Origin of the sequence: Streptomyces sp. NPDC056222 (assembly GCF_042264065.1) — a bacterium.
Classification (GTDB): Bacteria; Actinomycetota; Actinomycetes; order Streptomycetales; family Streptomycetaceae; genus Streptomyces.
Window position 1 is genome coordinate 52352 of record NZ_JBHJTL010000017.1, and the last position, 13776, is coordinate 66127.

At 71.8% G+C, this 13776-nt stretch carries 14 protein-coding genes and 1 pseudogene; 14 read left to right on the top strand and 1 reads right to left on the bottom strand.

Annotation, left to right across the window (positions count from 1 at the left end; all coding sequences use genetic code 11):
• Positions 1 to 52 precede the first annotated feature (52 nt).
• The 13 genes and pseudogenes from ACFC0D_RS11355 to ACFC0D_RS11415 all read left to right on the top strand — a co-directional run bounded on the left by ACFC0D_RS11355 (position 53) and on the right by ACFC0D_RS11415 (position 12219).
• Entirely contained in the window at positions 53 to 460 is a 408-nt protein-coding gene (locus ACFC0D_RS11355) for an NADH-quinone oxidoreductase subunit A (RefSeq protein ID WP_329125452.1), read from the top strand.
• Complete coding sequence (locus tag ACFC0D_RS11360) at positions 451 to 1020, top strand: NADH-quinone oxidoreductase subunit B (protein WP_376433567.1); 570 nt, start codon at positions 451 to 453, stop codon at positions 1018 to 1020. Before ACFC0D_RS11355 ends, ACFC0D_RS11360 begins: the two co-directional genes overlap by 10 nt.
• Positions 1017 to 1943 (top strand): annotated as a pseudogene (locus tag ACFC0D_RS11365) (NADH-quinone oxidoreductase subunit C); the annotation flags it as partial. The gene ACFC0D_RS11360 and the pseudogene ACFC0D_RS11365, both read left to right, overlap by 4 nt.
• 836 nt (positions 1944 to 2779) lie before the next feature.
• On the top strand, positions 2780 to 3748 hold the full coding sequence (locus tag ACFC0D_RS11370; RefSeq protein WP_376433569.1) for an NADH-quinone oxidoreductase subunit H: 969 nt from the start codon (positions 2780 to 2782) through the stop codon (positions 3746 to 3748).
• Positions 3748 to 4311, top strand: a complete 564-nt coding sequence (locus tag ACFC0D_RS11375) for a NuoI/complex I 23 kDa subunit family protein (RefSeq protein WP_376433571.1) — start codon at positions 3748 to 3750, stop codon at positions 4309 to 4311. The genes ACFC0D_RS11370 and ACFC0D_RS11375 overlap by 1 nt, the downstream gene beginning before the upstream one ends.
• Positions 4308 to 4874 carry an NADH-quinone oxidoreductase subunit J gene (locus ACFC0D_RS11380; RefSeq protein ID WP_376433573.1) on the top strand — a complete coding sequence of 189 codons (567 nt, stop codon included), beginning with the start codon at positions 4308 to 4310 and terminating at the stop codon, positions 4872 to 4874. Before ACFC0D_RS11375 ends, ACFC0D_RS11380 begins: the two co-directional genes overlap by 4 nt.
• Complete coding sequence (nuoK, locus tag ACFC0D_RS11385; RefSeq protein ID WP_376433575.1) at positions 4874 to 5215, top strand: NADH-quinone oxidoreductase subunit NuoK; 342 nt, start codon at positions 4874 to 4876, stop codon at positions 5213 to 5215. Before ACFC0D_RS11380 ends, nuoK begins: the two co-directional genes overlap by 1 nt.
• Positions 5212 to 7200 (top strand): NADH-quinone oxidoreductase subunit L, encoded by a 1989-nt coding sequence (locus ACFC0D_RS11390; RefSeq protein WP_376433577.1) that lies wholly within the window; start codon positions 5212 to 5214, stop codon positions 7198 to 7200. Before nuoK ends, ACFC0D_RS11390 begins: the two co-directional genes overlap by 4 nt.
• Positions 7201 to 7227: 27 nt before the next feature.
• A complete protein-coding gene (locus ACFC0D_RS11395; RefSeq protein WP_376433638.1) occupies positions 7228 to 8781 on the top strand; it encodes a NuoM family protein in 1554 nt (517 codons plus the stop codon).
• Positions 8778 to 10277, top strand: coding sequence for an NADH-quinone oxidoreductase subunit N (locus ACFC0D_RS11400; protein WP_376433579.1), 1500 nt, complete (start codon positions 8778 to 8780; stop codon positions 10275 to 10277). The genes ACFC0D_RS11395 and ACFC0D_RS11400 overlap by 4 nt, the downstream gene beginning before the upstream one ends.
• A gap of 52 nt (positions 10278 to 10329) precedes the next feature.
• Positions 10330 to 10782: a large conductance mechanosensitive channel protein MscL gene (gene mscL / locus ACFC0D_RS11405; RefSeq protein WP_376433581.1), complete on the top strand. Its 453-nt coding sequence runs from the start codon at positions 10330 to 10332 to the stop codon at positions 10780 to 10782.
• 172 nt (positions 10783 to 10954) lie between these two features.
• On the top strand, positions 10955 to 11818 hold the full coding sequence (gene htpX, locus ACFC0D_RS11410; RefSeq protein WP_376433583.1) for a zinc metalloprotease HtpX: 864 nt from the start codon (positions 10955 to 10957) through the stop codon (positions 11816 to 11818).
• Positions 11815 to 12219, top strand: a complete 405-nt coding sequence (locus ACFC0D_RS11415) for a YccF domain-containing protein (RefSeq protein WP_376433585.1) — start codon at positions 11815 to 11817, stop codon at positions 12217 to 12219. The genes htpX and ACFC0D_RS11415 overlap by 4 nt, the downstream gene beginning before the upstream one ends.
• Here the strand turns inward: ACFC0D_RS11415 and ACFC0D_RS11420 are convergent.
• Positions 12216 to 13448 (bottom strand): APC family permease, encoded by a 1233-nt coding sequence (locus ACFC0D_RS11420; protein WP_376433587.1) that lies wholly within the window; start codon positions 13446 to 13448, stop codon positions 12216 to 12218. The genes ACFC0D_RS11415 and ACFC0D_RS11420 overlap by 4 nt on opposite strands.
• 57 nt (positions 13449 to 13505) lie before the next feature.
• Here ACFC0D_RS11420 and ACFC0D_RS11425 point away from each other — a divergent pair, with 57 nt between their 5' ends.
• A complete protein-coding gene (locus ACFC0D_RS11425) occupies positions 13506 to 13775 on the top strand; it encodes a GlsB/YeaQ/YmgE family stress response membrane protein (RefSeq protein ID WP_376433589.1) in 270 nt (89 codons plus the stop codon).
• Position 13776: the final 1 nt, after the last annotated feature.

A 13776-nucleotide genomic window follows, 5' to 3' on the forward strand; every position in this document is an offset into this window, starting at 1 on the left:
TAGACTCGCGTGCGTACAGATCGTCGAAACGGTCAGGAAGCGAGGGGTGGACGTGCCGGATCCGACCGTACGGGCGGGACTCGGACTCGCGGCGGACTACTTCCAGTCGTACTCCGTCGTGGGGCTGCTCGCCGTCGTCGGCGTGCTCTTCGTCGCCGTCGCGTTCGGCGCGGGCCGTCTGCTGCGGCCCGTCGTGCCGACGCCGGAGAAGCTGCTGACGTACGAGTGCGGTGTCGACCCGGTGGGGGAGGGCTGGGCGCACACCCAGGTCCGCTACTACGTGTACGCCTTCCTCTACGTGATCTTCGCCGTCGACTCGATCTTCCTCTTCCCGTGGGCGACCGTGTTCGCCGCGCCGGGATACGGCGCGACGACGCTGGTCGAGATGTTCATCTTCCTCGGCTTCCTGGCCGTGGGACTGCTCTACGCGTACAAGAAGGGCGTCCTGACATGGACGTGACCCCGCTCCCCACCCCGAAGCTGGGCCCTCTGGCCCGGCTGGCCCCCGAGCCCATGAAGGTGGTCCTGAACTGGGGCCGCCGCTACAGCCTCTGGGTCTTCAACTTCGGCCTCGCCTGCTGCGCGATCGAGTTCATCGCCGCGTCGATGGCCCGCCACGACTTCATCCGGCTCGGCGTGATCCCCTTCGCGCCCGGCCCGCGCCAGGCCGACCTGATGATCGTCTCCGGCACGGTGACGGACAAGATGGCGCCGGCGGTGAAGCGGCTGTACGAGCAGATGCCCGAGCCCAAGTACGTCATCTCGTTCGGCGCCTGCTCGAACTGCGGCGGGCCCTACTGGGACTCGTACTCGGTGACGAAGGGCGTCGACCAGATCATCCCCGTCGACGTGTACGTCCCGGGCTGCCCGCCGCGTCCGGAGGCGCTGCTCCAGGGGATCCTGAAGCTCCAGGAGAAGATCGCGCGGGAGTCCCTGGCGGCGCGGTACTCGGGTCCGTCGGTGGGCCAGCTGACCAGCGGACTCGTCACCCCGCCGAAGCCGGGCGGTGATGACGAGTGAACGCGAACGCTTACGACTCCCTCCCGGAGGCCGTGACCGAGGTCTTCGGCGAGGAGGCGACGGCTGAGCGGGCGTACGAGCTGCTGACGGTGGACGTTCCCGTCGGCTCGTGGATCGCCGCGCTCGAGATCGCGCGGGACAAGCTGGGCTGCACGTACTTCGACTGGCTGAGCGCGGTCGACGAGCCGGGTGTGGGCTTCCGGGTCTGCGCGCACGTGGTGGCGCTGGAGGGCGGTGCGGTTCGCCGCCTGCTGGTCCGTACGACGGTCCCGCACGCGGCCGCGAGCCTGCCGACGGCCGTCGACATCTACGCGGGTGCGGCGTGGCACGAGCGCGAGACGCACGAGATGTTCGGCGTCGACTTCACGGGCCACCCGCACCTCGTCCCGCTGCTCCTCCCCGAGAACTTCGAGGGCCACCCGCTGCGGAAGGACTTCGTGCTGGCGGCGCGGGTCGCGAAGGCGTGGCCGGGCGCGAAGGAACCGGGCGAGTCCGAACACGGCGGCCCGAAGCGCCGCCAGATGCTTCCCCCGGGTGTTCCGGACCCCAACGACTGGGGCCCCATGAAGGGCCAGCTCCCCCCTGCCCCGGCCCGCCCCGCCCGCGCGGCAGCCGGCGACCGCCCACCCCGCCGCGCCCGTACGGCAGCGGACGGCTCGGCGACCCAGCCGCCGGAGGCCGCCACCCCGCCGGCCGGCCCCGGCACGACCGAAGCTCCCGCCCGTCCCCCGCGCCGCAGCCGCACGGCGGCGGACGGCTCGGCGAGCCAGGCGGCCGAACCGGCGGAGCCGAGCACAGAGCCGGGTCGCCCTCCGCGCCGCAGCCGCACGACGGCGGACGGCTCGGCGAGCCAGGCGGCCGAACCGGTCACGCCGAGCGAGGCGCCCGACAGCCCGGCAAGCCAGGCGCCGGAGGCCGAGCCCGGCACGGCCGCGCCCGCCGCAGGCCCGCGCAGGAGTCGCTCCGCGAGCGAGGGCTCGGCGAGCCGACGCACGGAGGGCGCGCCCTCCGAGGCCGAGACCCCGGCCCAGAAGCCGCCCCGCACCCGGAGCTCGGACGCCCCGTGGCACCACGCCCGCCCGGCGTTCGACGACGAGTCCGGGAAGCCGGCACCGACCCCCGAGGCCGAGCCCACGTCCGAGGCGGTCCCCACCCCCGACCGGGCACAGACGTCCGAGGCGACACCCGCCTCCGAGCCTGCCGAGGGCCCGGCGCCGACCCCTGAGGCGGCACCGGCCCCGGAGGCCGAGCCCACGTCCGAGGCGGTTCCTGCCCCGGACCGGGCACCCGCCCCCGAGGCGACCCCCGGCCCGGAGGCCGAGCCGGCGTCCGAAGCTGCACCCGCCTCCGAGTCTGCCCCGGAGCCGGCGCCGACCCCTGAGGCGGCACCGGCCCCGGAGGCCGAGCCCGCGTCGGAGGCGGTTCCTGCCCCGGACCGGGCACAGGCGCCTGAGGCGACCCGCGGCCCCGAGGCCGAGTCCGCCCCGGAGCCGGCATCGGCCCCCGAGCCGGCACCGGCCCCGGAGGCCGAGCCCACGTCCGAGGCGGTTCCTGCCCCGGACCGGGCACCCGCCCCCGAGGCGGAGCCGCGCCGAGCCGGTGGTGACACCGGGCCGTCCGGTGCGACGGGGGCGACCGGTCCGACCGGTCCGACCGGCCCCACCGGAGCATCCGGCGCCACCGGTGCCACAGACGCATCCGGTGCCACAGACGAAACCGATCCCACCGACCCCACCACCCCCGCCGGAGGCGAACCCGCGTGAACGACGCACTCGACGTCGCCCTCCGGCTGCTCGTCGTCTTCGCCGTGTTCCTCGTGCTGCCCCTCGTCATCGGGCAGACCGAGCACAAAGTCATGGCCCACATGCAGGGCCGCCTCGGGCCCATGTACGCCGGTGGATTCCACGGGTGGGCACAGCTCGTCGCCGACGGGGTCAAGTTCGCGCAGAAGGAGGACGTCGTCCCGGCCAACGCCGACCGGCGGATCTTCCAGCTCGCACCCGCCGTCGCCCTCCTCCCGTACCTCCTCGTCCTCGTAGCCATCCCCATCGGCCCCAGCGAAGGAGCCGTCGGTCAGGTCGTCGACGCCGGCATCTTCTTCGTGCTCGCCGTCATGGGCGTCGGCGTCCTCGGCAGCCTCATGGCCGGCTGGGCGTCGGCCAACAAGTTCTCCCTGCTCGGCGGCCTCCGCACCGCCGCCCAGCTGCTCGCCTACGAGCTCCCGATGCTGCTCACCGCCGCCTCCGTGGCGATGGCCGCCGGCACCGTCTCCCTCCCCGGCATCCTCAACGCCTTCGAGTGGTGGTGGCTGCCCTGGCAGATCGTCGGCGCGATCGTCTTCTTCGTCGCCGGCCTCGCCGAGCTCCAGCGCCCGCCGTTCGACATGCCCATCGCCGACTCCGAGATCATCTTCGGCGCGTACACCGAGTACACCGGCCTCCGCTTCGCGCTCTTCCTGCTCGCCGAGTACGCCGGCATCGTCGTCCTCTGCGGGCTCACCACCGTCCTCTTCCTCGGCGGCTGGCACGGCCCCTTCGGCGCCGACGGCCTCGGCTGGGTCTGGACCCTGCTCAAGACCGCGATCCTCGCGTTCGTCGTCATCTGGCTCCGCGTCAGCTACCCCCGCCTCCGCGAGGACCAGCTCCAGAAGCTCGCCTGGACGACCCTCGTCCCGCTCGCCCTCGCGCAGATCGCGCTCACCGGCATCGTGAAGGTGGCGATCAACTGATGTCCCCGATCCCCGGTTCCGGCCTGGCCAAGGGCCTCGCCGTCACGCTCCGCACGATGACGAAGAAGACCGTCACCGCGCAGTACCCCGACAAGCAGCCCGAACTCCCGCCCCGTACCCGCGGTGTCATCGGGCTCTTCGAGGAGAACTGCACCGTCTGCATGCTCTGCGCCCGCGAGTGCCCCGACTGGTGCATCTACATCGACTCCCACAAGGAGACGGTGCCCGCCGCCACCCCCGGCGGCCGCGAGCGCAGCCGCAACGTGCTCGACCGCTTCGCCATCGACTTCGCCCTCTGCATGTACTGCGGTATCTGCATCGAGGTCTGCCCCTTCGACGCGCTGTTCTGGTCGCCCGAGTTCGAGTACGCGGAGACGGACATCCACGAACTCACCCATGAGCGCGACAAGCTCCGCGAGTGGATGTGGACGGTCCCGGAACCGCCCGCGCTCGACCCGCGCGCCGAGGAGCCCAAGGAGATCGCCGCGGCCCGCAAGGCCGTGGAGAAGGCCGCCGCGGCAGCGGCCGCCCAGGCCGCCCAGGCCGAGGAGGAGCAGCAGTGACCCTCGCCGCCACCGGCCTCGCCGCCGCCAACCCCGGCTTCCTCTCGCCCTCCGGCGTCGAGATCGCCTTCCTCCTCGTCGGCCTCGTCACCCTCGGCGCGGCCGTCGTCACCGTCACCACCCGCCAGCTCGTCCACGCCGCGCTCTGGCTGGTCATGACGCTCGGCGGGCTCGCCGTCGAGTACCTGCTCCTCACCGCCGAGTTCATCGCCTGGGTCCAGGTGCTGATCTACGTCGGTTCCGTCGTCGTCCTTCTTCTCTTCGGCCTCATGCTCACCAAGGCCCCCATCGGCCGCTCCCCGGACGCCGACTCGGGCAACCGCCCCGTCGCCCTCGCGGTCGCGCTCGCCGCGGCCGCCGCGCTCGTCTGGGTGGTCGTCGACGCGTTCCGTACGACCTGGATCGACCTGGACGGACCGGCCCAGGGATCCACCAAGGTGTCCGGCGAGATCCTCTTCCGGCACTGGGTGCTGCCCTTCGAGGCCCTCTCCGTCCTGCTCCTCGCCGCGCTGGTAGGCGCGATCGTCCTGTCCCGCAAGAACGCCAAGGAGGCCCGGGACTGATGCATCTCGCCTACCCCGCCGTCCTCGCCGCTCTGCTCTTCTGCGTCGGCCTCTACGGCGTCCTCGCCCGCCGCAACGCGATCCTGGTCCTGATGTCCGTCGAGCTGATGCTCAACGCCGTCAACCTCAACCTGGTCGCCTTCGACGTCTGGCTCCGTGACGCCCTCCACGCCGGCCAGGCGCTCACCCTCTTCACCATCGCCATCGCCGCCGCCGAGATCGGCATCGGTCTCGCGATCGTCCTGATGGTCTACCGCAACCGCGGCAGCTCGGACGTCGACCGGCTGCGCGACACGGCGGAGGCTCCCTCCGACGACGAGAAGGCCGAGGCCGCCGCGTGACCACCACGACCCTCGCCTGGCTCGTCCCCCTCCTTCCCTTCCTCGGCTCCGCCGCCGGCCTGCTCCTCGGCCGCACCGCGCCCGGCTTCGTCCGGCCCCTCGCCGTGCTGCCCCCGCTGGCCGCCGCGATCCTGGCCGTCATGGTCGCCGTCCGGCAGGGCGGCGGGAAGACGATCGAGGCCTCCACCCAGCTCACCCCCACCGGGTCGGTCCCCATCGACCTGGCGCTGTACATCGACGGCTTCGCCGCCCTCGCCGCCGTGCTCGTCGGCGTCGTCGCCACCTGCGTGCAGATCTACTCGACCGGGTATCTCCGGGACGACCCCCGCTACCCCTCGTACGCCGCGCTCGTCTCCCTCTTCACCTCCGCGATGCTGCTGGTCGTCTACTCCGGCGACCTGATGGTGCTCCTGGTCGGCTGGGAGATCATGGGCATCTGCTCGTACTTCCTCGTCGGCCACTACTGGGAGACCCCCGAGGCGCGGGCGGCCTCCCTCAAGGCCTTCCTGGTCACCAAGCTGGGCGACGTCCCCTTCCTGATCGGCCTCTTCGCGCTCGCCACGGACGCGGGCACCTTCCGCATCGACGGGATCCTCGGCGCCGTCGCGGCCGGCGGGCTCGACCACCCCACCCTCATCGCGCTGCTGCTGCTCGCCGGTGTGGCGGGCAAGTCGGCGCAGTTCCCGCTGCACACCTGGCTCCCCGACGCCATGGCAGGCCCCACCCCCGTATCCGCGCTCATCCACGCGGCGACGATGGTCGCCGCCGGTATCTACTTCGTGGCGCGACTGCTGCCCGTCTTCGCCGAGTCCGCGGCCGCGCTGACCGTGCTCGCCGTCATGGCCGCGGTGACGATGGTCGGCTCGGCGCTCGCCGCACTGGCCCAGGACGACATCAAGCGGGTCCTCGCCTACTCGACCATCGGCCAGCTCGGCTACATGGCGGGCGCCCTGGCGGTCGGCGACCGCGGGGCCGCCGTCTTCCACCTCATCTCGCACGGCGCCTTCAAGGCCCTCCTCTTCCTCGCCGCCGGCGCGATCATCCACGCCGCCGGTACGAACTCGCTCTCGGCCATGTCCCGGATGAGCGGCCTGACCAAGCGGATCCCCGACGCGTACTGGACGATGACCGTCGCCCTCCTCGCGCTCGCCGCCCTGCCGCCGTTCGCCGGCTTCTTCTCCAAGGAAGCCGTCCTCGTGGCCGCCGAGCACACCGCCCTCGGGGACCGCACCGTCGCCCCCGCGGGGGCCGGCTGGACCGTCCTCGTTGCGGGCCTGCTCACCGCGCTCCTCACCGCCGCGTACGCGAGCCGCCTGTGGCTGCTCGCCTTCCGGGGCCGGGGCGCCGAGGCCCCCGACCACGGTCGCCAGCCGCTCGCGATGACCACCGTGCTGTGGGTGCTCGCGATCCCCTCCCTCGGCTTCGGTCTGACCGTCACGTACCTCGACGACTGGTTCGACGGTCACGCCCTCACCCCGACCGTCACCACCGCGGTCCTCGGCACGGGCATCGCCCTCGTCGGCGCCGTCGTCACCTACGCGGTCTGGCGCACCCTCGCCACCAAGGCCCCCGCCTACAAGGGCCCGGCCGGCGAGCCGCTCGCGGCGCACGTCGCCCACCCCGACGCCGAGGCGGGCCAGGTCGAGGCCGAGGCCCTGCACCTGCCGCACCCGGCCGAGGACCCGACCGATCCCGGCCGTGTCCTCCTCGGCCCGCTGCACCGCCACGCGGCCACCGGCTTCCACCTGGACGCCCTCTACACCGCCGCGTTCGTCCGCCCCGTCCTGGCCGCGGCCTCCCTGGTCCGCTTCCTGGACCGTGAGGTCGTCGACACGTACGTGAGCGGCGCGGGCACCGGCACCAAGTGGCTCGGATGGCTCGTCCGCCGCGCCCAGACCGGCAACGTGCAGACCTATCTGAGCGCCCTGCTCGCCGGCTCCGTCGTCCTGGCGATCGCCGCCGTACTCGTCGCCGCCGGAGCGTGAGACGTGATCGATATCAGCGAATCCGTGATGCAGTTCCTTCTTGCGTCGATCGTCGTCGGCCCGCTCGTCGGTGCCGCCGCCGCTCTTCTCCCCGCCCCGCCCGGGTTGAAGGGGAAGTCCCCCGACCAGGCCGTGCTCCGCCACGGCGTGGTCGTCACGGGCGTCGTCCTGATCGCCGCGATCGTCCTCGCGCTCGGCTTCGACCACGACCAGCCGTCGAGGATGCAGGCGAGCACGGACATCACGTGGATCCCCGCACTCGACGTGCGGCTCCACCTCGGTGTCGACGGCATTTCCCTCCCCCTCCTGGTCATGACCGCGCTGCTGACCTTCCTCTGCGCGCTCTACAGCTACTTCAAGATGCCCGGCGGCCCTTCCGCCAAGGGCTTCGTGGCACTGTTCCTCGTCCTCGAGTCCGGCACCCTCGCCACCTTCGCCGTCCTCGACCTGATCCTGTTCTTCCTGGCCTTCGAGATGGTCCTCATCCCGATGTACTTCCTCATCGCCCGCTGGGGCGGCGAGGGCAGGCAGGCGGCCGCCTGGAAGTTCATCCTCTTCACGCTGCTCGGTTCGGTCGTCATGCTGCTCGGCCTGCTCCTCATCGGCGTGAAGGCGGGCACGTTCGACATGGTGGCACTGGCCTCCGACAACGGCCGAGGGCTGACCACGTCCGTGCAGGTCATCGCCGTTCTGGCGATCGGGATCGGGCTCGCGGTGAAGACCCCGATGTGGCCGCTGCACAGCTGGCTCCCGGACGCCCACACGGCCGCCCCGACCGTCGGCTCGGTCCTTCTCGCCGGTGTCCTGCTCAAGATGGGTACGTACGGGTTCGTCCGGATCCTCCTGCCGATCGCCCCGGACGGCATGAAGGTTTTCGCCCCCTACCTCGCCGCCTTCGCCGTCGCCGGCATCATCTACGGATCGCTCGCCTGCCTCGCCCTCGCGAAGCCCGGCAACAAGGGCGACCTCAAGCGCCTGATCGCGTACTCGTCCGTGGGCCACATGGGCTTCGTGCTCCTCGGCATCGCGACCATGACCCCTACCGGAGTCAACGGCGCGCTCTTCGCCAACATCGCCCACGGCCTCATCACCGGCCTGCTCTTCTTCCTGGTCGGCGCGCTCAAGGACCGGTACGGCACCGCCGACCTCGACACCCTCGCGGGCGCCACCGGGGCCGCGCTCTACGGCCGCGCCCCCCGCCTGGGCGGGCTGCTGGCCTTCTCCGCCGTCGCCTCCCTCGGACTGCCCGGCCTCGCCGGCTTCTGGGGCGAGATGCTGGCCCTGTTCGGCGCCTTCGAACCGGCCGAGGGCCTCAGCCGCCCCGCCTTCCTCACCTTCATGGCGATCGGCGCCTTCGGCACCCTGCTCACCGCCGCGTACCTGCTCGTCGTCGTCCGCCGGGTCTGCATGGGCGGCCCCCGCCCGAGCGGAGAGACGGTGATCGCCGACGTCCAGGGGTACGAGTTCGCCGCCTGGACCCCGCTCGTCGCCCTCACCGTCCTCGCCGGCCTGTGGCCCGCGGTCCTCCTCGGCCTCACCGATCCGGCCGTCCAGAAGCTCCTCGCGGGAGGGAACTCGTGACGACCACGACCTTCGTCCAGTCCGTCGACTGGCTCGCGATCGCGCCACCCACCCTCACGGCCGTGGTCGCCCTGGCCGTGCTCGTCGCCGACCTCTTCGTCCCCGCGCGGCACAAGCAGCTCCTCGGCTGGACCGCGATCGCCGGGCTCGTCGCCTCGATCGCCCTGCTGATCCCGCTGCGGGCCGGTGACCGCTCGACGTTCTGCCTCACCACCGAACCGGCCGCGACCGCCGCGTGCAGCTACACCGCCGACCGCTTCACGCTCGTCATCCAGTCCCTGGTGCTCGGTGGGGCCCTGCTCACCGCCCTGCTGTCGCTCTCCGACACCCGCGACAGGCTTCCCGCCGGTGAGTACTGGTTCCTGCTGCTCTCCTCGGCCGCCGGCGCGGCGCTGCTGCCCGCCTCCCGCGACCTCGCGACCCTCGTCGTCGCCCTCGAAGTGGCCTCGCTGCCCGCCTTCGCCCTCGTCGGCCTGCGCCGGGGCGACCGGCAGTCCAGCGAGGCCGCGCTGAAGTTCTTCCTCTCCTCCGTCACCGCGACCGCCGTGACCCTGCTGGGCGTCAGCTTCGTGTACGGCGCGACCGGCACCCTCCACCTGACCGAGCTCGCCCAGCGCCTCGACGACGTCCCCGGTCAGCTGGAGACCCTCGCCCAGGCGGGCGTCGCGCTCACCCTGGTCGGCTTCGCCTTCAAGACGGCCGCCGTCCCCTTCCACTTCTGGGTCCCCGACACCTACGTCGGCGCCCCGCTGCCCGTCGCCGGCTACCTCTCCGTGGTCGGCAAGGCCGTCGGTTTCACCGGCCTCATCCTCGTCACGGTCGTCGCGTTCCCCTCGTACGCCGATGTCTGGGGCCCGGCGCTCGCGGTCCTCGCCGCGCTCACCATGACCATCGGCAACGTGGCCGCGCTGCGGCAGGTCTCCACGCGCGCGTGGAGCGCGGTCCGGCTGCTCGCCTGGTCCTCGGTCGCCCAGGCCGGCTACCTGCTGGTGCCGATCGCCGCCGCCGCGTACTCCAGCGACGACCAGATCGGCGCCACCGTCGCGTACGCCCTGATGTACGCCGTCGTGAACCTCGGTGCCTTCGCGGTGGTCGTCCTGGTCTCCCGTACGCACCCCGAGAACCGGATCTCCGACTACCGCGGCCTCTACGCCGACCGTCCTGTGATCGCCCTCACCCTGGGCTTCTTCCTGCTCAACCTGGCCGGTCTGCCGCCCGGTATCATCGGTCTCTTCGCCAAGGTCACCGTCTTCTCGTCGGCGGTCGACGCGGGCCTCGGCTGGCTGGCCGTGATCATGGGTGTCAACGTCGTGATCGGCCTCTACTACTACTTGCGGTGGACGGCGCTGCTGTTCCGCCCGCCGACGGTGGAAAAGGCCCACGCGCGCGTGCCCGCCCCGATCACCCTGGCGATCGCGGTCGCCGCCGTCGTCGGCGTCGTGCTGTCGGGCTACCCGCAGTTCGCGCTGCGCTTCGCGGCCACCACGCTCTTCTGAGCCGCCGACGCCCCACACCCCCCACAGAGAAAAGCATCAAGGAGCTTCACCCGTGCTGAACGGTTTCAAGGACTTCATAATCCGCGGGAACGTCGTCTCGATGGCCATCGGTCTGGCCGTCGGATCGGCCTTCACCGCCGTCGTGACCGGCTTCAGCAAGGCGTTCATCACCCCGCTGATCGGACTGGCCACCGGCTCCGTCGGCGACTTCAGCGAGGCCCAGTTCACCGTCGGCAAGACGATCTTCCCGTACGGTCTGGCGATCGCCGCCGCCATAGCCTTCGTGATCACCGCCGCGGTGCTCTACTTCATGATCGTCGTCCCCATGGCGAAGGTTCAGGAGCGGTTCGCCAAGGAAGAGGCGGACATCAAGTCGGAGAAGCGCGACTGCCCCCGCTGCTTCACCGAGATCCCGGCCGTCGCCACCCGCTGCGCGCACTGCACCAGCGAGGTCGAGCCCGTCGCCACCGCACTGGTGAAGGCGGGCCTCCCGGCCCAGCGCTGATCACCCGTACGGCCCACAGAGCCCCCGGTGGGGGCAGGGGAACCCGTGCATCCCGCCTGGCGTTGACCAGTACGGGAGGGTCCACTGGACATGGGGGTCCCCCCCGGACGAAGTCTGGGAGGACCACCACACAGCAAAGGGTTCCCCTGCCGCACCACTTGGAGGGCGTACCGTGCACCGCCGGCACAACGGGCTGAGGACCGCCGTACTCCTCGGAGGGCTCTCGGCCCTCATCATCCTCATCGGCAGCTTCTTCGGGCGTACGGGGCTGATCGTCGCGCTGGTCGTGGCGCTCGGCACCAACGCGTACGCCTACTGGAACAGCGACAAGCTGGCCCTGCGCGCCATGCGGGCCCGGCCGGTGAGCGAGTTCGAGGCGCCCGTGCTCTACCGGATGGTGCGCGAGCTCTCCACCCAGGCCCGCCAGCCGATGCCCCGGCTCTACATCTCGCCGACCCAGGCACCGAACGCCTTCGCCACCGGCCGCAACCCCCGCAACGCAGCCGTGTGCTGCACCGAGGGCATCCTGCAGATCCTCGACGAGCGCGAGCTGCGCGGCGTGATCGGCCACGAGCTGAGCCATGTCTACAACCGGGACATCCTGATCTCCTCCGTCGCCGGAGCGCTCGCGTCCGTGATCCTGTTCCTGGTCAACTTCGCCTGGCTGATCCCGATCGGCCGCTCCAGCGACGACGACGGCCCCGGGCTGCTCGGCATGCTGCTGATCATGATCCTCGGCCCGGTCGCCGCCTCGGTCATCCAGCTCGCCATCAGCCGCTCGCGGGAGTACGAGGCGGACGCCTCCGGCGCCCAGCTCACCGGCGATCCGCTGGCCCTCGCGAGCGCCCTGCGCAAGCTCGACGCGGGGACGAAGCAGCTGCCGCTGCCGCCCGAGCCCAAGATCGAGACCGCGAGCCACATGATGATTGCCAACCCGTTCGGAGCGGGCAGGGGTCTATCGAAGATGTTCTCGACGCACCCGCCGATGGCGGAGCGCATCGCCCGACTCGAACAGATGGCAGGTCGTCGCCCATGAAGACAATCCTGAACGTCATTTGGCTGATCCTGTGCGGCTTCTGGATGTTCCTCGGCTACATGGTCGCCGGCATCCTGCTCTGCATCACGATCATCGGAATCCCCTTCGGCCTCGCAGCCTTCCGCATCGGCGTCTACGCCCTCTGGCCCTTCGGCTACACGGTCGTGGACCGGCGGGACGCGGGCGCGCCGTCCTGCGTCGGCAACGTGCTGTGGCTGATCCTCGCGGGCTGGTGGCTCGCGCTCGGCCACATCACCACCGGCATCGTCCTGTGCATCACGATCATCGGCATCCCGCTCGGCATCGCGAACTTCAAGCTGATCCCGGTGTCGCTGCTGCCGCTGGGCAAGGAGATCGTCCGCACGGACGAGCCGTACCCCTACGGGTACCCGACCCACTAGGAGTGCTCGCGTCGCCCCCGACCGACCGCGTACGCGACGGTGCCCACCGCGAGGACCCCGAGCCCGGCGAGCACGGAGGCCGGCGGCAGCGCGAACGCCAGTGCCCCGCACCCCGCCAGGCCCAGCGCGGCGAGCGGCCGGTGCGAGCGGCCCAGCGTCCACGCGGAGGCGTTGGCGATGCCGTAGTAGACGAGCACACCGAAGGACGAGAAGCCGATCGCGCCCCGTACGTCCGTCGTGGCCGCCACCACGGCCACCACCGCCCCCACCGCGAGCTCCGCCCGGTGCGGCACCTGGAAGCGGGGGTGCACGGCGGCGAGCCCGGCCGGCAGACGACCGTCCCGGGCCATCGCCAGAGTCGTACGGGAGACCCCGAGGATCAGCGAGAGCAGTGAGCCCAGCGCGGCGACCGCGGCACCGACCACGACGACGGGCACCAGCCATCCGGCGTCGGCCGCCCGCGCCGCGTCCACGAGCGGGTCGGAGGAAGCCGCCAATGCCTGCGGCCCGAGGACGGCCAGGACGCACACCGCCACCGCCGCGTAGACGGCGAGCGTGATTCCGAGCGCCAGGGGGACCGCCCGGGGGATCGTCCGGGCCGGATCGCGTACCTCCTCGCCGAGCGTGGCGATCCGCGCGTACCCCGCGAACGCGAAGAACAGCAGCCCCGCCGCCTGGAGCACCCCACCGGCCGTCACGTCCTCGTCCAGGGCGAGCCGCCCGAAGTCCCCGGATCCGGAGGCGAAGGACGTCACCACCACCGCCGTCAGGACGGCCAGGACCAGCGCGACGATCACCCGCGTCAGCAGGGCGGACTTCCGCATTCCGCCGTAGTTCACGGCCGTCATCGCCACCACGGCCGCGACCGCCACCGCATGGGCCTGCTCCGGCCAGACGTACGCCCCGACCGTCAGCGCCATCGCCGCGCACGAGGCCGTCTTGCCGACGACGAACGCCCAGCCGGCCAGGTACCCGAAGAACGACCCGAGACGTTCGCGACCGTACACATAGGCGCCGCCGGAGGCCGGATACACGGCGGCCAGCCGGGCCGAGGACATCGCGTTGCAGTACGCGACGAGCGCGGCGAGCCCGAGCGCCGGCAGCAGCCCCGAACCGGCCGCCTCCGCCGCCGGCCCGAGCGCCACGAAGATCCCGGCGCCCACCATCGAGCCCAGCCCGATGACGACGGCGTCGAGGACACCGAGCGAGCGGCGCAGTTCCTGTGTCATGCACGGCACACTACGGCCCGCCGCAACCGTGCCCGCGGCCTCCGCGTCTTCCTCACCATGAACGTCATCAGCTGGATCGTCCTGGGCCTGCTCGCAGGCGTCGTCGCCAAGATCCTGCTCCCGGGCCGCGACCCGGGCGGGCTCATCGGCACGACCCTCATCGGCATAGCCGGCGCCTTCATCGGCGGCTGGATCTCGTCCACGTTCCTGGACCGCCCGATCTCCACCGGCTTCTACGACACGGCCACCTGGCTCTCGGCCATCGGCGGCTCGCTGGTGCTGCTGATCGGGTACCGGATCCTCTTCGGCCACTCCCGCTCACGCTGAG